This is a genomic window from Reinekea blandensis MED297 (genome assembly GCF_000153185.1).
In the GTDB taxonomy this organism is placed as follows: Bacteria; Pseudomonadota; Gammaproteobacteria; order Pseudomonadales; family Natronospirillaceae; genus Reinekea; species Reinekea blandensis.
Window position 1 is genome coordinate 131584 of the sequence record NZ_CH724150.1, and the last position, 21586, is coordinate 153169.

At 51.6% G+C, this 21586-nt stretch carries 14 protein-coding genes, 1 tRNA gene and 2 pseudogenes; 16 read left to right on the forward strand and 1 reads right to left on the reverse strand.

Annotated features, from left to right (window positions below):
* From MED297_RS22285 to nhaD, 10 genes and pseudogenes are all read left to right on the forward strand, one after another.
* Positions 1 to 374: pseudogene (locus tag MED297_RS22285) on the forward strand (hypothetical protein); the annotation flags it as partial.
* A gap of 333 nt (positions 375 to 707) precedes the next feature.
* Positions 708 to 1757, forward strand: a complete 1050-nt coding sequence (locus MED297_RS05990; protein ID WP_008043214.1) for an enoyl-CoA hydratase/isomerase family protein — start codon at positions 708 to 710, stop codon at positions 1755 to 1757.
* 8 nt (positions 1758 to 1765) lie between these two features.
* On the forward strand, positions 1766 to 2521 hold the full coding sequence (locus MED297_RS05995) for an SDR family oxidoreductase (protein ID WP_008043216.1): 756 nt from the start codon (positions 1766 to 1768) through the stop codon (positions 2519 to 2521).
* Positions 2522 to 2641: 120 nt separating this feature from the next.
* Positions 2642 to 3817, forward strand: a complete 1176-nt coding sequence (locus MED297_RS06000) for a thiolase family protein (protein WP_040556804.1) — start codon at positions 2642 to 2644, stop codon at positions 3815 to 3817.
* A gap of 82 nt (positions 3818 to 3899) precedes the next feature.
* Positions 3900 to 4349 (forward strand): thioredoxin TrxC, encoded by a 450-nt coding sequence (gene trxC / locus MED297_RS06005; RefSeq protein WP_008043218.1) that lies wholly within the window; start codon positions 3900 to 3902, stop codon positions 4347 to 4349.
* A 135-nt stretch (positions 4350 to 4484) separates the two neighbouring features.
* The gene (locus MED297_RS06010; RefSeq protein WP_040556696.1) at positions 4485 to 6107 is read left to right on the forward strand and encodes a long-chain fatty acid--CoA ligase; all 1623 of its coding nucleotides are present in this window, start codon (positions 4485 to 4487) and stop codon (positions 6105 to 6107) included.
* Entirely contained in the window at positions 6107 to 9556 is a 3450-nt protein-coding gene (locus MED297_RS06015) for a hybrid sensor histidine kinase/response regulator (RefSeq protein ID WP_008043225.1), read from the forward strand. Before MED297_RS06010 ends, MED297_RS06015 begins: the two co-directional genes overlap by 1 nt.
* A 148-nt stretch (positions 9557 to 9704) precedes the next feature.
* Positions 9705 to 9781, forward strand: a tRNA-Arg gene (locus MED297_RS06020).
* A 360-nt stretch (positions 9782 to 10141) separates the two neighbouring features.
* The gene (locus tag MED297_RS06025; RefSeq protein WP_008043227.1) at positions 10142 to 10873 is read left to right on the forward strand and encodes a tRNA-uridine aminocarboxypropyltransferase; all 732 of its coding nucleotides are present in this window, start codon (positions 10142 to 10144) and stop codon (positions 10871 to 10873) included.
* A gap of 222 nt (positions 10874 to 11095) precedes the next feature.
* Positions 11096 to 12511 carry a sodium:proton antiporter NhaD gene (gene nhaD, locus MED297_RS06030; RefSeq protein ID WP_008043228.1) on the forward strand — a complete coding sequence of 472 codons (1416 nt, stop codon included), beginning with the start codon at positions 11096 to 11098 and terminating at the stop codon, positions 12509 to 12511.
* 93 nt (positions 12512 to 12604) lie between these two features.
* On the opposite strand, the gene MED297_RS06035 is transcribed toward nhaD, so the two are convergent.
* Positions 12605 to 14674 carry a methyltransferase domain-containing protein gene (locus tag MED297_RS06035; RefSeq protein WP_008043231.1) on the reverse strand — a complete coding sequence of 690 codons (2070 nt, stop codon included), beginning with the start codon at positions 14672 to 14674 and terminating at the stop codon, positions 12605 to 12607.
* Positions 14675 to 14949: 275 nt separating this feature from the next.
* On the opposite strand from MED297_RS06035, the gene fliS reads away from it, so the two are divergent.
* The 6 genes and pseudogenes from fliS to MED297_RS22595 form a co-directional block, all read left to right on the forward strand.
* On the forward strand, positions 14950 to 15378 hold the full coding sequence (gene fliS, locus MED297_RS06040; RefSeq protein WP_008043233.1) for a flagellar export chaperone FliS: 429 nt from the start codon (positions 14950 to 14952) through the stop codon (positions 15376 to 15378).
* A 300-nt stretch (positions 15379 to 15678) separates the two neighbouring features.
* Positions 15679 to 17136: a sigma-54 dependent transcriptional regulator gene (locus MED297_RS06045; protein WP_008043234.1), complete on the forward strand. Its 1458-nt coding sequence runs from the start codon at positions 15679 to 15681 to the stop codon at positions 17134 to 17136.
* Between the two features lie 437 nt (positions 17137 to 17573).
* A complete protein-coding gene (locus MED297_RS06050) occupies positions 17574 to 18809 on the forward strand; it encodes a sensor histidine kinase (protein WP_008043242.1) in 1236 nt (411 codons plus the stop codon).
* Positions 18806 to 20212 carry a sigma-54-dependent transcriptional regulator gene (locus tag MED297_RS06055; RefSeq protein ID WP_008043244.1) on the forward strand — a complete coding sequence of 469 codons (1407 nt, stop codon included), beginning with the start codon at positions 18806 to 18808 and terminating at the stop codon, positions 20210 to 20212. Before MED297_RS06050 ends, MED297_RS06055 begins: the two co-directional genes overlap by 4 nt.
* A gap of 259 nt (positions 20213 to 20471) precedes the next feature.
* Positions 20472 to 20903: a flagellar hook-basal body complex protein FliE gene (fliE, locus tag MED297_RS06060; protein ID WP_008043246.1), complete on the forward strand. Its 432-nt coding sequence runs from the start codon at positions 20472 to 20474 to the stop codon at positions 20901 to 20903.
* A gap of 315 nt (positions 20904 to 21218) precedes the next feature.
* Positions 21219 to 21542: pseudogene (locus MED297_RS22595) on the forward strand (flagellar basal-body MS-ring/collar protein FliF); the annotation flags it as partial.
* Between the last annotated feature and the right edge of the window lie 44 nt (positions 21543 to 21586).

Sequence of the window (21586 nt, forward strand, 5' to 3'; positions counted from 1 at the left end):
TACGCTTACACATTACCGATGAGGGGTATCAGGGAGCGCTTGCCCTGAACCAGCTCGAGGGTATCGATCAGTCTGAATACGGCGAGCCGCTCTCGGATGAGCATTATTATGATACCGGCGTCAGTGTCGAACCGGATGCTGTTATTGAAAAGGTGATCCCGGATACGTTAGATCAGGATTATCCGATTCCTGTGGTGGATGGCGAAGGTGAACTGCAGGGTGAGCTCAGTCGAGGCAACATTGCTGAGATTCTCACGTCTCATGACGATACCGAAGTAACGGGGGAGTCTGACGATACGGACTCTGTCGATTCCAGTTCGAAAGCCGATAAGCGTAAACCGGGCGAAGCTGAAGAAGCGCAATCGACGTCCTAAACGCGAAGCTGTACACAATGAAAACCTGCCTTCCCATTGCTGGGTTGGCAGGTTTTTTTTGTTTACGGTGGGTCGCGTGCAGGCACGCTCTTACCGGGATGATGTTGTGTAGGAGCCTGCCTGCAGGCGAGATAGTTCGTTATAGCTCGCTTGTACAGGTTGGAAAGGCTTTATTATCTCTTTTGCATCGTATATTCACCGCCACTGTTCACCAGATATTCCACACACCGATAGTCTATATTTGCGTCAAACCGTTGAGCCTGATCGTGGCTTAAGGCAACCTCGTACCATTGCACGATAGTTCATCAGGCCGATTAAGCAGAGGATGTCCACATGAATGCACCCTACATACAACAAGAAACTGAGGGCGTGCTGCGCATCATTCGCCTTGACCGTCCAAAGGCGCTGAATGCTTTGAGTCTTGAGATGTTAACGCAGTTAGAACATGCCCTGAATGACGCGCTGGCTGACGACGCCATCGAGGCTGTCTGGCTGGAAAGTGCCTCAGAGCGGGCATTTTGCGCCGGTGGCGATGTGAAAGCGTTAGCGCTGGCCGTTGATGAACAGACGGATAACGCGCAGAAGCAGGCGCTGGCCCGTACCTATTTTGAGCTGGAATACCGTATTGATCTGCAGATCGAACACTACGAGAAACCGCTGGTTGTGTTCGCTAATGGCCTGGTTATGGGCGGCGGTTGGGGGCTATATGCCGGTGCCCAGCTGAAGCTTTGTACTGAACGCGCCGTGTTCGCCATGCCGGAAAACCAGATCGGATTTTATCCGGATGTCGGTGCTGCAGAGTTCCTGCAACGACCCGATTGGAAGCAGGGAACCTTTCTGGCCCTGTCCGGGATGACCCTATCGGCAGTCGAGGCTGTGGCTCTGAACTATGTCGATGCCATCGTTGAAGAAGACTATGCGCGGGTTCTGAAGCAGTCTTTGTCTCAAGGGTTGAGCCTGACCGACTTGGATCTTGAAACGGCCGATACGTCAATTGATGAGTGTGCACAACAATGGCGGACGGCGTTGTCACGGTTACCAGATAACGCAACGCTGACGGACTGGATCAATCTGGTCGAACAAAACGCCGGCGAGTACGACTGTTTCATGCGTACCGAACAGATGTGGCAGAGCGCGTCACCCTGGTCTCTGGCACTGACCTGGGAGTACTTCCGTCAGATGCGAGGGGCGTCACGTCGAGAGGTATTAACGGCGGATACAGAAATGGGTGCACGCCTGTCGACGCATCCGGATTTTTATGCGGGCGTACACGCCAAACTGATAAACAAAAACAATGAACCGGAATGGCATTATCCGCACACTGAGTCTGTCCCGCTCGAGGACGTGCTTGAGGTGCTGAATGTCGACTCCGACAGAAAATAGAGAGAACTATGGACATCAAGAACAAGCATATCGCGATAACCGGCAGTGCCCGTGGACTCGGTTTTGCCATGGCAGAAAACCTGATTCAAAACGGCGCCGTTGTGTCCGTGATTGATATCGATGAGGATGCCGTGCAACAGGCGGTTGAACGCCTGAAACAACATGGCAAGGTTTCCGGCTATGTCGCCAATGTGGCCGATGAGTCGTCCGTTGAAGCCTTGTTTGAGAATATGAAGAAAGATCACGATGTGCTGGATGGCATTGTGAACAATGCCGGGATCCTCCGTGACGGCCTTCTGATTAAAAGCAAAGACGGTAAGGTCAGTAAGATGCCGCTTGCTCAATGGCAGTCGGTCATCGATGTCAATCTGACCGGCGTGTTTTTATGCGGACGTGAAGCTGCGCACTGGATGGTTGAGTCCGAGCATCCAGGCGTCATTGTGAACATCAGTTCCATTTCTCGCGCGGGCAATATCGGCCAAACCAATTACAGCGCCGCCAAAGCCGGGGTGAGTGCCATGACTGTAGCCTGGGCTAAAGAGCTGGCGCGCTTTGGTATTCGCGTTGCTGATGTTGCTCCGGGTTTTATCGAAACGGAAATGACTGCCAGCATGAAGCCCGAGGCGCGTGAACGAGCTGAAAACATGGTGCCACTGAAACGATGGGGGCAGCCGGAGAATATTGCCGGTGCCGTGCGTTTTATTCTGGAAAACGATTATTTTTCCGGTCGGACCGTGGAGGTCGATGCGGCCTTGCGTCTGTGACGGCAAACGGATTCGGGTAGCATCGGTTTATAATCTCACAGCGCCGTTGCGCCACAAATCAGAACCGCCTCGGTGAAGGCGGTCGAAACCAACAACAATAAACTCAGAGAGTTACAAGTTATGAACGATGTCGTCATTGTCGCCGCCAAGCGTACGCCGATGGGCGGTTTTCAAGGAGCACTGAGTGGTGTCACTGCCACCGATCTGGGTGCGAATGCTATTGCCGCCAGTCTGTCAGCGGCCGGCGTTTCCGCTTCCGATGTTCAGGAAGTCTATATGGGTTGCGTTTTGCCAGCCGGCCTAAAACAGGCTCCCGCCCGGCAAGCGGCTCTGGGCGCAGAGCTCCCTCAATCGGTCCCTTGTACAACGGTAAACAAGGTCTGTGGGTCAGGTATGAAAAGCGTCATGCTGGCAGCCAGCCAGATTCGCGCGGGTGAGATTGAGGTTGCGGTAGCCGGTGGTATGGAATCCATGTCCAATGCCCCTTATCTGATGGATAAAGCTCGATCCGGGTATCGTATGGGCCATCAGCGTGTTTACGATCATATGTTTACCGATGGTCTTGAAGATGCCTATGACGGGAACGCGATGGGCGTTCATGCTCAGCGAACGGCCACTGAGCGCAACATCGGCCGGGAACAGATGGACGAGTATGCCCTTGAAAGTCTTCGCCGGGCTCAGGCTGCGATTGAACAGGGTCATTTTCAGGCAGAAATCTCGCCGGTAACGGTGTCTACGCGAAAGGGCGATCTGGTTGTCGATACTGATGAACAGCCCGGTTTGGCAAGGCCCGACAAAATTCCTCAGTTGCGTCCTGCGTTTGCCAAAGATGGCACCATTACCGCCGCAAACGCCAGCTCGATCAGTGATGGTGCGGCGGCGTTGGTACTGATGAGTCGAGCAAAAGCCGACGCTTTAGGTCTGGAAGTGCTGGCCACCGTGCGCAGTTATGCGTCTCATGCGCAGGCGCCGAGTGAGTTCACCTGTGCCCCGATCGGAGCGATGCAGAAGTCCCTGTCGGCGGCCGGTTGGACTGCAGCGGATGTCGACCTGGCAGAGATCAACGAGGCGTTTGCCATGGTCACGATGATGGGGATGGCCGATGTCGGCCTGAGTCACGATCGGACCAATGTCAGTGGCGGTGCTTGTGCTCTGGGGCACCCCTTGGGCTGTTCCGGTGCGCGGATACTGGTCACGCTTTTGCACAACCTGATCCGTTTAGACAAGAAAAAAGGTCTGGCCGCTTTGTGTATTGGGGGCGGGGAAGGCACGGCTGTCTGTATCGAGCGCCCGTGACTCTGATCAGTTATCTCGCTGATTCGGCTTGAAACTCACTCAGACCGCCTTATATTTAAGAGAAAACTAATGTAAGGCGGAAATGATGGAAAAGTTGAACCTGACCTGTGCGCATTGCCATACGGTAAACCGGATTCCGGCCAATCGGTTGCATGACAAAGCCATCTGCGGTCACTGTGGCAAGCCGGTGGTCGCTTACAGACCCACGGCGGTGACTGAGGCGACTTTTGACAAGCACGTTTTACAGTCGGACGTTCCAGTCATTGTCGACTTCTGGGCGAGCTGGTGTGGTCCCTGTGTGCAGTTTTCGCCCGTTTTTGAGCAAACGGCCGCCGGATGGGAGCCCCGCGTACGTTTTGTTAAAGTCGATGCCGATTCAACGCCTGCGCTATCCCAACGATTAGGCATCCGCAGTATTCCGTCGCTGCTGTTGTTTTATAAGGGCAAAGAGGTCGAACGGCGGGCCGGTGCAATGCCGGCACAGATGTTTGATCAATGGTTAGATCAACAGATTCAAAAGTTGGGTGCCTGAAACCCTCTCCCCAAATGTGATGCAAAGAGTGAGGGCGTCTTCGCAAAGGAGCCTCACTCATGCTAACGACTGATACGCGCTGGCCGGGTGCTTCGCTAGACTGACCGTCAAATAATAAAAATGACAGGTGAGTTTATGCCGCACCACATGATGCCGTTTCCCCTCAACACCAGTGACATCCTCAAAAATGCCGCCTTACGTTATCCGGAGGTCGAAGTCGTATCGGCGCTCCCGGATGGTTCCCGGCATCGTTATACCTATCTCGATGCCTATCGGCGCAGTGCTAAGGTCGCCAATGCGCTGACCCGGCAAGGGGTACAACCGGGCGAGCGTATTGCCACACTGGCCGTCAATCATTACCGGCATTTCGAACTTTACTACGGTATTTCAGGGATGGGTGCGGTGGTGCATACACTGAATGCCCGTCTCTTTGCTGAGCAACTGCAGTACATCATTAATCATGCGGAAGACACACTGATTTTCGTTGACCCGGAACTGCTCCCACTCCTAGAGGCCATTGCCGGTCAGATGCCGACGGTTCGGCAGATCGTTGTCTTGTGCGATGCACAAGAGCTTCCTGACTCTGATGTTTTTGAATTGACTGATTACGAAAGTCTGATCGACCAAGAGCCGGCTGATTTTGAGTGGCCTCGTTTGGAATCGTCTGCGCCGTGCGGCCTGTGCTACACCAGCGGGACAACCGGCAACCCCAAAGGTGTAATGTATGAACAGGGCTCGACCGTGCTTCATGCCATGATGAGTGGTGGCAGTCAGTATTTGGGCTTTGATGAATGGTCAGTTGCGATGCCTATCGTGCCGATGTATCACGTTGTTGCCTGGGGTGTACCGTTTTCGGCGCCGCTCTTTGGCGCGAAACTGGTCTTGCCCGGGTGTGCTTTAACCGGGGAGAACATTCAGTCGTTGATCGAAGACGAAAAGGTCACTCAGGCGTTTGCCGTCCCGACAATCTGGCTGACACTGCATAACTACTTGCAAAGCAGCCAGAAGCAGATTCCGTCGCTGAAAATGGTCGGTGTGGGTGGCGCAGCTTCGCCTAAGGCGTTGGTGAAAACCTATGCGGAACACTATGGCGTTTACTGGATGGGTATTTGGGGGATGACTGAAACGTCACCACTGGCAACCGCCGCCATCCAGACCCCGCAAATGGAAACCATGGCACCAGAAGATCGTTATGAACTGCAGGCGTCGGCGGGCCGGCCGATGTTCGGTGTAGAGATCGAAATTTTCGACGGCAAAGATCGTCCCTTGCCTCACGATGGTGTTACCCGCGGTAATCTTCGGGTTCGTGGCCCCTGGATTCTGGCCTCTTATTTCAAAGGTGAGGGCGCTGATAAGTTCGTCGATGGTTGGTTTGAAACCGGAGATGTTGCTGTGATCAATCCTCAGGGATACTTGCGGGTTGTGGACCGCAGTAAAGATGTCATTAAATCCGGTGGCGAATGGATCAGTTCGGTTGAGCTTGAAAACGCGGCGTTGCATTATGAAGCTGTGAATGAGGCCTGTGTCATTGGTGCCGCTCATGAAAAGTGGGATGAACGTCCAATCATGCTGATCACGTTGCGCGAAGGTGCCGATTATGATGAAAACCAGTTGCGAGAAGTGCTGTTGAGCAAAGTGGCAAAGTGGTGGTTACCCGATGCCGTTATCGTCGTGGATGAGCTGCCGCATACCGGTACCGGTAAACTGCGTAAAGTGGATGTTCGAGACCAATACCGAAATTATCTGATTGAGGCCTGATGCTCTCCGTACCGTTTTTTATTGTCATATCGCTGCTGTATATCGCCTTGCTGTTCGGGATTGCCCTGTGGGGTGATCGCAAGTCGATATCCGACCGCTGGCATCCATTGGTCTACAGCCTGTCGCTGACGATTTTCTGTACCAGCTGGACTTTCTATGGGGCGACGCAACAGTTTGCCGCCAATGGCTGGTATTTTTCACCGTCCCATATTGGCACCATTATTCTGTTTGTGTTTGGCATGGCGTTCTGGCGCAAACTGATCCATGTGGCCAAACAGGAAAACGTCACAACCATCTCCGATTTTATTGCCAGTCGGTTTGGTCATTCACGAGCGGTGTCTTCGTTAGCGGCCACGATCTGTTTGATTGGCATCATTCCTTATGTGTCGTTGCAGCTGAAAGCGGTCTCCATCAGTTTTGAATTGGTGTCGGGCGTCGAGCAGCGGGCCGATAACTGGTTCAGTGATTCGGCACTGTACGTGTCTTTGGCGATGGCCGGGTTTGCGGTTTTGTTTGGGACGCGTCATCTGGACACTTCCGAGCACCATCCGGGCATGATGTTGGCCATTGCTTTTGAAGCCGTCGTGAAGTTTGCCGTATTCATTCTGGTCAGCATTTGGGCCGTTAATGCGGTGGGCGGCGGGTTCCTGACGGTACTCAAAGGTACGCTGAACTCACTGGAAACCGTGCAGATGATTTCCGGTTTCGACCAAACCTATGTGTACACCACACAGGTGTTGCTGGGCGTGTTCGGTATCTTTGCATTGCCACGCCAGTTCCATGTTGCGGTTGTCGAATACCGCAGTGAAAAAGACATCAAGCAGGCCCGTTGGCTGTTTCCACTTTATCTCATCGTACTGAATCTGTTCATTACACCGCTGGCCCTCGTTGGGTTATTGAACTTTTCTGCGGTGCCGTCCGACCTGGAATATCTAATCCTTAAGCTCCCGATGGCGATGGGGCGGGACGATCTGGCTGTGCTGGCATACATTGGCGGGTTATCGGCGGCCACATCCATGGTCATCGTGGCAACGGTCGCGTTGTCGACAATGCTTTCAAATGAAATTCTGTTGCCGGCGCTGATCCGGTTGGGTTGGTGGCGTTCCGATTCTGAAAGCATGGGTCGCAAGGTCTTACAGCTTCGTCGAATCGGCATTCTGGCGATTGTTTTGGCCGCGTTTTTCTATTACCGGCTGATCGTGACCTTTGAAGGCCTGATCTCTATCGGGCTGATTTCCTTTGTTGCCGCTTCTCAGTTTGTTCCGGCCCTGGTGTTGGGGTTGTTCTGGACTGGCGTCAATCGTAACGGCGCTATTTGGGGCCTGTCTCTGGGGTTTGCGACCTGGTTTTATACGCTGCTGTTGCCCTTGTTCGCACGGGCAGGGTTATTGCCACCGGTGTTCAGTGAGTTCTTGTTTGAACAGTCTCTATTTAATCCCTACGGATTGTTTGGGCTGGAAGGCATTGATCCAGTGGTTCATGGACTAGCCTGGAGTCTGGCGATGAACGTCCTGGGCCTGTTGCTCGGCTCGGCTTACGGTCGGGAGTCGCTTAAAGATCGCCTGCAAGCTTCACGGTTTGTTCACAATACGCGGCCGGGTCCGGCGGACCAATCCCGCATCATCACCATCGGCGATTTACATGCGTTGCTCGGTAAGTTCATTACCCAGGAGAAACTGCAGTCACTGTTTGAGGTGTATGTGAATCCGCTGAATGGCCGGTTGCTGGTCGATGACGCTGCCGACAACGAGTTGCTGCACAAAGCGGAACGTACGCTGGCGTCGGTGCTGGGTGCTCCGGCTGCGCGGTTGTTGTTTGAGGAAATTGAGCAACGGCAGGGCTTGGCATGGCGGGATGTGTCCAGCATCGTTGATGAAGCATCGCAGGTGTTGAAGTTTAATCGAGACCTACTCAACTCGGCGCTGCAATCGATCAATCAGGGCATCAGCATCGTGGACCAGGATTTAAACATTGTGGCCTGGAACCAGACTTATCAGCAGATGTTCGATTACCCGGATGATCTGTTATCGGTGGGGCGTCCCGTCGAAGATCTTATCCGGCATAACGCTCTAATAGGGGAGTGCGGACCAGGCGCCATTGAGACGCTGGTTCACAAGCGCCTTCAGCATCTGCGCAGTGGCGATACCTATCGTTATGAGCGGCAAAGGATTAACGGTTCCTATCTGGAAATTCAAGGTCGGCCCATGCCCGATGGTGGCTACATTACGGTCTATACCGACATTACCGAGCGGCGAAAAATAGAAGATCAGTTGCGGCGCAGTAATGAAATTCTGGAAGAGAAGGTGAACAAACGTACTGAGGCGTTGCAACAGACCAACCGGGAACTGGAGAAAGCCAACAGCAATAAAACCAAGTTTCTGGCGGCGGCGGGTCACGATCTCGTTCAGCCGTTAAACTCAGCCGCCTTGTTCGCCGCCAGTTTGCAGGCAAAGCTGAAGCGGCAGTCGGGTGATGAATCGTTACTGCGTTTGGGGCAGCAGATTGAGCAGTCCCTCCATTCGGCGGAAAACCTGCTGAACGAACTGCTCGAAATTTCCAAGCTCGATTCAGACATTATTAAACCATCCATCTCGACTGTTTCGTTAAAGACGTTGCTGTCGTCATTGGAAGATGAGTTCAGCGTAATTGCACAGGACCGAGGCGTGTCATTACGGGTGGCTCCATCTTCGCTATCGGTAAAAACGGATGGACGCCTGTTGCGGCGGATACTGCAGAACCTGATCAGTAATGCCATTAAGTACAGTCAGAAAGGCCGGGTATTGGTTGGCGTTCGTCGCCAAGGACAGGTTTGTCGTTTGGACATTCTGGATACGGGTCCGGGGTTAACCGACTTTCAAACACGAGCTATTTTTGATGAGTTTTACCGTGTGCCGGAAACCGTCAGCAATGAAAAAGGTTTGGGGCTCGGACTGGCGATTGTGAAGCGAATGTCACGCTTGCTGGATCACCCGGTTGAACTCAACTCCGTTGTGGGCAAGGGCAGTCGCTTCTCATTGACGGTACCGATCGGTCATGAACCGATGACACCGGCCGAAGAGCAGGATGGCAGTAATGGCGCCGATCGTTCTCGTCGTATCCTGTGCGTTGATAATGAACAGCTGATTATCGATGGCATGGAAAGCCTGATCAGCGAATGGGGCTATGACGTCGATGTGGCGTTGGATGAGCGCGCTGCCAACGAGCTTGTCGAAAAACACCGACCGGACCTGGTGATCATTGATTATCATTTAAATGATGAGCAAACTGGCCTGAATGTGGTGTCGTCCTGGCAGGAGAGTTGGTTAAAAACCACACCGGTTATTGTGATCACTGCCGATTATACGGACGAAGTGCGCCTTGCCACCAAAGCCGGCGGTTTTAATCTGTTGAAAAAGCCGGTCCGGCCCATGCAGTTGAAAAGCCTGATCGAGCAAGCTTTAAGTGGCTGAACGACCTTGAGAAGCTGAGTTCTTATCGGGTCGGCCATGGAAAAAACGTCGTTAAATCAGTAGTTTGCAAAGATTTTTTCAGAAAAAAGGTGGACGGCACCGATCTGGCTCATTACAATGAGCGCCGTTCAATTGAGAACACCTCTGCGCGCCCGTAGCTCAGCTGGATAGAGTAGGTGGCTTCGAACCACTTGGTCGGGAGTTCGAATCTCTCCGGGCGCGCCATATTTTCTATTTTTCCCTTGTGTTGTAGTCGAACTCCGTAGTCGATTTTGTCTCCTTAGCCGGAGAGATTGTTTTGCGGCAGCAAAAATTCGGGCAACGCCCGACGAACGATCAGAGTTCGACCCGAAAGGCCGTGAGCGGTTTTCAGCGAGCGCATCTCTCCGGCGGTTCGGCGTTCCGAAGTGCCACATCCCCCCCAGTATTCCATCCAATTCTATTTCTATCTGATTCCGTTGAAATAGTTCGTATCCGAAGCGATGTTTACGTTAGCAGGAGCGTCCTTGTATTTGGGTCAGTTGCCTCATAGTCGAAGGTGTTCCTCATCGGTATACTATCGGCCGTCCCGCTTTGAGATCGTCAATGAAACACGCCGTTCAAACCCTTTTCGAGAAACGACTGGCTCGCAGTACCCGCCCATTCCGCGCCCGTGGTTCAGAGGTCAAGCGGTGTGCTAACTGCCGTATAGATACGCGCTACTGCATTTGTGCACTCAAACCATCGACCCGGTCCAACGTTGGTTTTCTCCTGCTTTATTACGATGACGAAGTCCTGAAACCGTCCAATACGGGTCGGCTGATTGCCGATCTGATCCCGGATACTTATGCGTTCATTTGGCAGCGAACGGAGCCGGATTCGGCAATGTTGCAGTTACTTGCCGACCCTCAATGGCAGCCGGTCGTGGTCTTTCCTGAAACACAGGTTCAACCTGGGCGAGAGGCGTGGACAGAGCAACCTAAATTGAAAACCGGTCGTCGACCTCTGTTCATTTTATTGGATGGTTCCTGGCGTGAAGCCCGTAAGATGTTTCGTAAAAGCCCGTATTTGGATGCGTTTCCGGTGCTGTCGGTCAATCCGGAAGCCAGTTCGGTTTATCAGGTGCGCAAAGCAGTCGAGGCCCATCAACTGGCAACCGCCGAAGTCGCCTCCTGTGTGCTGGATGGTGCGGGTGAAGTTTATAACGGGCAATTGCTCAGAACCTGGTTTGATGTGTTCAGTTACCGATATCAGATGGGTGTGACACGAAGCAATCGTGGTGACGCGTTGGCACTTGAACGATTACGGGTGTTAACCATGTCAGTGGAAGGGCGGTAACGAGTATCAACGTGTTGTAAGAGTGCCTCCAAGTAGGGAGGTCAATGGATAAATGTCAATAAAAGCGGCATTTGATGACGAAAGCGCGAAATGCCTCTGAATTGCCATTGCATTATTCATCGTGAGTCGCATAATGCGCGTCCTGTCTCTTTGTTCAACTATTGCGTCAGCGCATTGGAACAGTGTTCTGACGCAATATCGATAGCATGGAGTCCTGCATACATGAAAGCGTTTATCTCGCTGCTTATGCTGATGATGCTCACACCGGTCGCACTGGCCAGTGGCAGCAACACCGGTGAAATTCTCGATCTGACCCACCACTGGGCCGGTTATACGGCGATCGCCGTATTCGTTATTGCCTATGCCTTTGTCATTTTCGAAGAGCAATTGCACTTGCCAAAGTCCAAGCCGGTTATGGTCTCTGCCGGTTTGATCTGGATTTTGATTGCGGTCGCTTATGCGTCCAATCATTTAACCGGTCCGATCAAGGAGGGCATTCAGCATAACTTCCTCGAGTATGCAGAACTCTTTTTCTTCTTATTGGTAGCGATGACCTACATTAACGCCATGATGGAGCGGGGTGTGTTTGAAGCGCTGCGCAACTGGCTGGTGGAACGGGGCTTTAGCTATCGACAACTGTTTTGGATGACAGGCTGGTTGGCCTTCTTTATTTCACCCGTTGCTGACAACCTGACCACCGCATTGATCATGTGTGCGGTGGTGCTGACTGTGGGTAAAAACGAACCGAAGTTCGTCAGTATCGCCTGTGTGAACATCGTTGTTGCAGCCAATGCTGGTGGTGCATTCAGCCCCTTTGGTGACATCACGACGTTGATGGTCTGGCAGAAAGGCATGGTGCATTTCGGTGAGTTCTTCAATCTGTTCGTGCCATCTGTTGTTAACTTCCTGGTACCAGCCGTTGTTATGCATTTTGCATTGCCGAAATCCACTCCGGAAAAGGCTGCAACCCTAAAGTACGCTTCGGGACGGGTCATGAAACATGGTGGCATGGCCATTGTCGGATTGTTCCTGCTGACGATTATTACGGCGGTCAGCTTCCATAATTTCTTCCACATTCCACCGGTTTACGGAATGATGTTTGGCTTAGGGTATCTGAAGCTGTTCGGCTATTACCTGTCACGTCGGTCACACAGTTGGCAGCGCAATGCGGAAAACCCGCCAAGCGACAATGCCGACCCTTACGAGTTTGACGTTTTTGCCAAAGTTGCTCGTTCAGAGTGGGATACGCTGTTCTTCTTTTACGGCGTGATCATGAGTGTGGGTGGTCTTGGCTTTATCGGTTATCTGGCGCTGGCCTCAGAAGCCGTATACGTCGGCCTCGGCCCAACGACGGCCAATATCCTGGTTGGCTTTGCGTCGGCCATCGTGGATAACATTCCGGTCATGTTTGCCGTCTTGACGATGGAGCCGGCTATGGATCTGTCTCAGTGGCTTCTGGTGACATTAACGGCCGGTGTAGGCGGCTCAATGCTCTCGATTGGTTCTGCTGCCGGGGTGGCATTAATGGGGCAGGCTCGAGGAAAGTATACTTTCTTCGGACACCTGAAATGGACGCCGGTGATTATGCTGGGGTACTTTGCATCCATCGGCGTGCACTTCTTAATCAACGGCGCCTGAAACAGGCAAAACCGTAGTTCAAAAAAAACCGGAAGCGGTCCCGCTTCCGGTTTTTTTTTATGCTGATCGCTTACGACTGGGATAGTTGCGTTATTACTTCTGTACGTAAAACTGATACATGCCGGCGAAGGTTGCCGGGTAAGAGCTTTCAAACGTTTGCCAGTTCTCAAGGTTTGTCAGCGTTTTATCATTGGGGAACAAGCTCCGGTATTGGTTACGAACATGCTCAGGCAAGACAAAGCCAAGGAAGTTCAGTGATTCCTTGTTGATCAGTTGTTTTAAGTCTTTAGGCTCGTACTGGCACTCCTGAACATGAAACAGCAGATCCCGGCAACCACTGGCTGAATAGAAATCCTGACTCTTCAGTATGCCGGAAAAATCATACGGCATGTTGCCGTCCAGGATGGCTTGACGCATGGTGCGAATGCCGTCGAGTGTCAGTGGCACATCGTATTCTTCAATCATCCGTCGAACTTCACGAACGACCTCCCGGGCTTGATAGCTATAGAGACCAAGTTTTAATAATCCCCGATCAACCAGTCGGTCCTTGAGCTTCGCCAGACCAGCCTCCGGCGACTGCATGTGATGCAGAACCCCTGAGCATTCGATGACATGAAACTTATCTTCCAACCGGTCCAGTTCCAGAATATCGCCACACAGAAAACTTAAGTTGGTAATTCCCAGTGCGTCGGCTTGCCGCTTGGCATAGGCTAACGAGCGTTTACTGAGATCGATGGCTGTGACTTCAGCATTGCGGAAATACCTGGCCACTCGCAATGCATGCTGACCGGTGCCGGCACCGGCAATCAAAAATTTTACGGCCCCCATGTTAAAAAAGGCCGGAGCACGAAAATCGATCAGTTCATTTTCCAGTGCGCGGCCATAATTGGTTGGAGTGTTGTACCCGAGATGAAGCCATCGAGGGTAAGGGTTTTCTTCATACTGTGATTTAACTGATTGCGAAACAGTATCGGTAATCGGTGTCAGTTGTTTGATGCTTTTTGCAATGTTGAGTTCGGTCTGAGGCTCGTTAACGGCGTGCTCGATCAACGCCTGGCAATAGTCTGGCCAAGCAGCTGTGTTTAAGCGAGATGTGGTGCTAAATGCTGAGAGTCGCTGAATAGGTTCGTACATGGCGTACAGAACCACCAGGTGAGCCATGTTGTGAAGCGGGGGATGTCCTGAGCGTTTCACATCATTAATTAACGTTTTGAGTCCTGCCAGCAGATCCCGTTCTGAACTGTCATACAGTGAAACATGCTCATTATGTTCCGCATGCATAGCCAGATTACCAGCAAGCGTCAGCAGGTTCTGATCCGCATAACCTCCGGCAATACTGTTCAACAAAACCTGTTTGCGCAGCATGACAAGGAACTGTTCAAGCTCAGCATTGGTGAAGTAGATTTTACCCAATGACTGATTGAGCAGTGGGTCTTTGGCCAGGTCTTGCAGGTCGATGATGGCGTCGGGGCTGTCCAGGTGATATTTGTGGCGCATTAGCGACATGACCAGGGTTGCCAACGCTTGGGGATTGGTGTTTGGAACGTTAAGCCAACGCAAAGCGTCTTTTTCAAGGTCTTCCTGGTAGCGGTCAGCCTGAATCATCGGCAGAATTTCAAAGAGCTTTGCCTGTACATGCGCGTCTTCTGGATGCACGCGAAAAAGCTGCCTGTAGGCTTGAAAGGCTTCAACCGTATTGCCTTTTCGTGCCAGAGTGTAAGCCAGTGATGTGGCTGCCCGTGTTTGTCGAGGCGCGATCTCTAACGCTTTGGAAAAACAGCTCAACGCATCGTCATACTGTTTTTGAGCGAGCCGGACATGACCCAGTGAGTACCAGCAACCGGCATCTTGCGTGGTGATCGACAGTGCTTCTTTCAGGTGATGGTCTGCCAGCGCGTAGAAGCCTTCATCCAGCGCGATCCGGCCAAGCAGGTTGTGCCCTGAGATGCCTGCCCGGGATGATTGTCGCAGTCTCTGCGCAAGCTCTTTTGCTAAACCGCGGTGCTTGACCGTTTGTTCATTAGGTGTCTGCGCGTTGAGGCTTTTTTCATAGTGATACAAAGCCTGCTTTTGCAGAAGCGCGATATCATCGCCTGACTGAGAGGGCTCCGACGGAGCTGTCATCTCCCAGGAAGCCGTAACGGACGGTTGTGCCTGTGACATAAGTTTCACCTTTTTCCGGTTATTGCCGATCTCGCCTGAAAAAGCGGAAATGGCTCGCCGGTCACTTCTGCATTTGGCTGGTTCTCAGTCAGAATTTGCAACCCATGTGCCAAAACTGCTCCAATGGCTTTACACCGGTTTCTTTAAAGCGATTTCTCAAATGAAGCTACATTTGAACAACAGTTAGGGTTCGAAAATCGCCTAAACTAAATTGCAGTCTGGCCGATAACGATCTTGTACCGGGTACCGATGTCTGACTGAAACGAGGTAAAGCCATGTATGCGCAGGGCATAAAAGAATATCAATCCGTAGGCACGCAAACGTCGATTGTGGATGCTGATCCACACCGGCTGATTCAGTTGCTCTTTGAAGGCGCTATGTCCCGTATTTCTGCGGCCAAAGGGCATATGGAGCGAAAAGAGTATGACCGTAAGAGCAATCAGATTAATTCGGCGATCAATATAATTGGCGGGCTTCAGGAAAGCCTGAATTTTGATGCCGGTGAGCTGGCACAGAATCTTGAACGTCTGTACGACTACATGATTCGTCGCCTGTTCGAAGCCAATGTTCGTAACAGCGTTGAGATGCTGGACGAAGTGACCGGATTATTGATGCAGATCAAGTCTGCATGGGATGAGATTCGGGATCAGGCCTTAGCAGCCATGGGTAAAACGACGGAATCCACGCAAGCCGGTCGCGTCTAGTTGACCCTTTATTAAGTTGGATTTAACCCGGTCGATTGTTTGTCGTCCGGGTTTTTTGTTGCTCGTTTTTCGAACAGCTCTACGCAGATTTGATTATCGAATGAACAGATTTGTAAGTCAGATACCGATAAACTGATTTTGATTCTGGCGGCAGAGTAAAAAAACTCAGTCAGTTATTTGACTATTTTGTGAAATCTGTCTTAACTTCCCCAAACAATTTGCAGCCAAACTTTTGACAGTGTTAGATGTTTCGCTGAAATCCTCACAATGCAGTAATCGAAAGTTCAGGGAGCTTTATCGATGTGGAGAGAAATTAAGCTGTTGCTCGTAGATAACGATGCACAGCGTCGCCATGACATGACCGTCATTTTAGACTTTCTCGGAGAAGAGAGTGTCGTGGTTGAGGGAACGGATTGGTTGGAAAAGGCCAAGGCAAAGGTCGAATCACCGTCTGAAATCGTCGGGATACTGATGGGTGATGTTGGTCAGGCTCTCAATAAGGCGTTGGACGCTGTCAGAGAATGGGATGAAGGCTTGCCCGTCATGCTGCTCGGTGATCATCCTGAAAGTGAACTGCTGGACGATGAGTTGCGTGCACGTATCATCGCGAAAATTCAGTACCCACCCTCATATAATAAGCTCCTGGATAACCTGCATCGTGCCCAGATGTATCGCGAACAGTTCGATCTGACACGAGGTCGGGATCAGCGTCGTGAGATCAATCTGTTTCGTAGCCTGGTCGGCAGCTCCCGCAGTGTGCAGGGCGTTCGGGAAATGATGGCGCAGGTTGCTGACAAAGAAGTCACCGTCCTGATTACCGGTGAAAGCGGTACCGGCAAAGAAGTGGTTGCCCGCAATCTCCATTACAACTCCCATCGCCGTCATAAGCCTTTTGTACCGGTGAACTGCGGTGCGATTCCGGCAGAACTGATCGAAAGTGAACTGTTCGGTCATGAGAAAGGGGCGTTTACCGGCGCGATTACCTCGCGTGCCGGTCGGTTTGAAATGGCCGAGGGCGGTACTCTGTTTCTTGATGAGATTGGCGATTTACCGCTGAACATGCAGGTTAAGCTGTTACGGGTTCTGCAGGAACGGACATTCGAGCGGGTTGGCGGAACAAAGACCTTTAATTCGGACGTTCGGGTCATCGCGGCAACCCACCGCAATCTGGAAGATATGATCGAGAAAGGTGACTTCCGTGAAGACCTGTTTTATCGGTTAAATGTGTTCCCGATTGAGATGCCGGCGCTGCGCGAACGACATGAAGACATCCCTCTGCTGTTGAATGAACTGGTTTCCCGGTTGGAAAATGAGAAACGCGGATCAATTCGTTTCAACTCAGCTGCAATCATGTCGCTCGTACAGCACGATTGGCCCGGCAATGTTCGTGAGATGGCGAACCTGGTCGAACGACTGGTAATCATGCATCCCTATGGCGTCATTGGTGTACAGGAACTGCCGATGAAGTATCGGCACGTTGAAGAGTCTGACGACGATCTGTTGCCGAAGTCGGTGATGGACGCGGTTGATGAAGCTCGCCCCATACCCATGTCAGAACAGTCTGCAGCGTTGTTGCCGGTTAATGGATTAGATTTAAAAGAATACTTGACCGATTTGGAGAAAAGCCTGATTCAGCAAGCGTTGGACGACGCCCAGGGCGTTGTGGCCCGAGCCGCTGAAAAACTGCACATTCGTCGAACGACCCTCGTAGAAAAAATGCGTAAGTACGATATCAACCGCCGGGAAGCGATTAACTGACTTCTGCAACTCATCGTTATTAAATACCAAAACCCTGCAGTGCAGGGTTTCAGTTTTTTGATAAACCCCGCCGACAAAAAGGTAGCTTTCAAATGGATCGCTGCAAGTGTCGCCGGAATGCCGGACCACCTGATACGCTCGACGAAAACACCGGAGCGCCGGACCACCATATTTTCGACGTCCATTTGAAATCTACCTTTTCATCGTCTCGAAATCGGTGGTGATTTTGTCATCAGCCTGAAACCCTGCACTGCAGGGTTTTTTCGTTTTTAGGGGGTAACCGATAACCCATGACTCGTTTGTAACTCGGCTTTTAACTGGGTAATGGCTCGGAAAAGCGCATGGTTTCTGGGTGTTTGATGATTTAGATGTCACGGGTAAAGCTGGCACTACGTTTGCAATAACCAGTTAACTGTCAAAGAATTGAATGCTGCCTTATGCAAGCTGTGTCAAAACTTGAAAAGCCCATGCCGTTGAGTGGCCAGAAAGCGATCAATCGTCAATCGCTGGAGGAACTTCAGAAAGCCTTCAGTGCGTTTACGGAAATGAGCGAAAACCTGTCAGAAAGCTATCAGGTCCTCGAGCAACGTGTGGTTGAACTCAGCGGCGAGTTAGCGACCCTGTCTGAAAAACGGCTGCATGAACTGAATGAAAAAGAGCGGATTGCAGAACAGCTCGAAGGTTTGCTGCGGTTAATGCCAGCGGCGGTGATTGTTTTGGATAATAAAGGGGTCATTCGTCAGGCCAATCCAACCGCGGAAGAGTGGATTCACTCAGCATTGGGCAGTGACCGGTCCGTTCGATTGATCGGCTTACCCTGGGCGAAACTGGTTCGCGCCGTTTTTGCGCCAAAACAAACCGATTATCACGAAGTCAGTTTAAAGGACGGGCGGTTAGTGAGTCTCGATACCAGTGCGTTGGATAATTCGGGCCAGCTCATCATGATGACTGATCAGACCGAGACCCGAGCATTGCAGGCTAAGGTCTCACGACAAGAGCGTTTGAGTGCCATGGGGCAAATGGTAGCTTCCCTGGCGCATCAGATCCGGACACCGCTATCTGCGGCCATGCTTTATGCCTCGAACATTAAAAGCCCCTCCTTAGATGCCCAGACTCGAGATCAGTTTGCTGACAAGCTGGTGGGTCGTCTGCAGCATCTTGAAAAACAGGTCCAGGACATGCTGCTCTTTGTGAAGGGAGAGGTTCAGCTGATAAATCTGTTATCGGTACAGCAGATTTTTGATCGTTTGCAGGACAGCGTGGCCGCGTTGCCCGAGAACAAACGCACACTCGTGCAATGGAATAATGAATCGCCGGAGCCCATAGTTCGCTGCCAGGCCGACGTGTTGATTAATGCGTTGATGAATCTCATCAACAATGCGATTGAAGCTCAGGGCAGCCAAACGACACCGATCGTGGTGTCGGCCAAGGCGACAGCTGAGCAGATTGTTTTGACGTTTCAAGATCAAGGCCCGGGCTTGTCGGCTTCGGCCATCGAAAAAATTCAGGAACCGTTTTACACCACCAAAAGCTATGGCACGGGCCTGGGCATTCCGGTCTTGGTGGCCACCGTCAACGCCCACAACGGTCAACTTAACATTCAGAGCGAGCCAGGTGTCGGAACCGAGTTCAGCGTGTCGCTCCCTATTTACCAGAAGAGGTCAGAGTCGTGAATATTCTTATCGTTGAAGATGATGCTAATCTGCGTGAGGCCGTTGTAGACACCATTGCTCTGCATGGCTATCGCGTGACAGAAGCCGATTCCGGTGAAACCGCTGTATTGAAACTGAAAGAATCGAACTTTGACTTTATTGTGTCAGACGTCAGTATGCCGGGCATGAGTGGTCACGATTTGTTGGACTATGTTCGCCAGAATCATCCGCAAATTCCAATGCTGTTGGTGACCGCCTACGCCGCTGTGGACCGGGCTGTCGATGCGATGCAAAAAGGGGCGGTTGATTATCTGGTTAAGCCTTTTACGCCAACACAGTTAATTGAGCTGATTGATCAGCATTCGCCCATCAGTGTCCGTAAATCCGATGATCCCATCGCTGTCGATGCCTCCAGTCAACACGTTTTGTCGCTGGCACGAAAGGTGGCGACGACCGATAGCACCATTCTGATCAGCGGCGAGTCGGGTACCGGTAAAGAAGTCCTGGCGCGATACATCCATCAAAAGTCCGGACGAGCGGAGGCGCCATTTGTCGCGATTAACTGCGCGGCTATTCCGGAAAACATGTTGGAAGCAACGCTGTTTGGTCACGAAAAGGGCGCCTTTACCGGTGCCGTCACCAGCCAACCCGGAAAGTTTGAACAAGCGAATGGCGGGACGCTGTTGTTGGACGAGATTTCAGAAATGGACCTGGGGCTGCAAGCCAAATTACTGCGGGTTTTGCAGGAAAAAGAAGTCGAGCGTATTGGTGGGCGTAAAGTCATTTCTCTCGATGTTCGCGTGCTGGCAACAACCAATCGGGAGCTGGTGAAAGAAGTCAAAGCCGGGCGGTTCCGTGAAGACCTCTATTATCGTTTGAGTGTTTTCCCGCTTGCCTGGCATCCGTTACGAGAACGAAAGGCCGACATTATACCGCTTGCAGAAAGTCTGTTGCGCAAACATGGTAAAAAAATGCAGAAGCCCGGTTTGGTTCTGGATCAGTCGGCCAAAGAAGCGCTGCTGGCTCATTCCTGGCCTGGTAATATTCGCGAACTGGATAATGCGATACAGCGTGCGTTGATTTTACAGACTGGGCAATACGTCAGTGCGACAGACCTGGGCATAGCCGGCGAGCATCTGATCGACTTTGAAAGCCATCGGAACGAGCAGTCGACCGAAATGGTTATTGAAGCTGATTCTCCTCGAGAGCCTTTCAATGATGCGTCGATTGCAAACGAAGGGATTCACGTTGGTCTTAAGCACAAAGAGTTCGAGTTGATCCTTGATGCGTTACGCATCCATAACGGACGAAAAAATCGCGCGGCTGATTATTTGGGTATTTCTTCTCGAACGCTGCGATATAAATTAGCCAAAATGCGGGAAATCGGAATGGACGTAGATGCCGCCATTGCTGAAATTCGCTGATTGATCAAGCTTGGCTGATCTCACAGGAACCGGTTCTTTTGAACCGGTTTTTTTTGTGCCAGGGGAAAACCGTTGACAGATATTTCCGGGTTAGATCAGAAACCGGCAAACTCTCGGCAATAGTTGGCCTGTCAATTGCAATTACCAAGATAGAGGCAATGATTTCAGTGAGTAGTGACTGTTTATTGTCAGTTCTGTGAACGAATCGAGGGTTAACGATTCCGAAGCAGTCTGATTTTTGACACAGACCGAGGTGACTATGGTAGATCGAGTGGACATTCAAGGTGTTTTGGAGCAAATGCGTACGTTGCGCAGTAATGCCAACATGCCTGAAATAAAAGACACGTCGAACAGCCAATTTGCTAACACCGTAGAGCAGATGCGTAAGCAAATTCAGAGTGCATCTGAAAGCCAGGCTGCGCCTGATGCGATATCCGGCGACCAGGCCGCGACACCGGTCGGAGATGTGCCGTCGTTCGGCGATATGTTTAAGTCGGCGGTCGATACCGTCAATGACAACCAGGCGGCGGCAAAAGAAATTGCTACCCGATATGAAATGGGCGATCCAAAAGTGGATTTGCCGGAAGTCATGATCGCGTTGCAAAAGTCCAGTGTGTCTTTTCAAGCCATGACACAGGTACGCAACAAGATGATTGAAGCGTACAAAGAAATTATCAATATGCCGCTGTAATGGTGGTGGTTCAGATGATGGGTAAATGAAATGACTGAGAATGTACCGGCGGCCACGTCGACACAGGTCAGTACCACAGACTCGCAATCGAACTCGATGCCGTCGACAGAGTCGCAATCTCGTAACGAGGCGACCGAGCGAGCTGATCTGCTGTCCAAAGATGACACCAATGTCAGTCGTATGCACCCGCTGGTTGTGGGGTTCAATAAACTGACCATGATGCGCCAGTTCGGTCTGTTGATCGGTCTGGCGGCCAGTATCGCTCTGGGGCTTGGCGTGGTGCTTTGGTCGCAGAAAGAAACCTACCGCCCTTTAATGAACAGCACTAACAGTTACGATGCCCGTGAGCTGATTGAAGTCTTGCAGGCCAATAACATTGATTTCGACATCGATCCATCCAGTGGCGTGTTGCTGGTTCGGCAAAACGATTTGCATCAGGCTCGGTTGGCGGTTGCCGGTGCCGGTTTGTCGGATGATCAGACGGTTGGGTATGAGTTGCTCGATCAGGATCAGCCACTTGGACAGTCCCAGTTCATGGAAAATGCCCGCTATCTGCGTTCGTTAGAGGGCGAGCTGGCCCGAACGATTTCTTCGATTAACCAGGTAAAAACGGCACGCGTACATCTGGCCATTCCTGAGCGTTCAGTTTTTGTCCGGGATCGGCGTGAAACCACGGCGTCGGT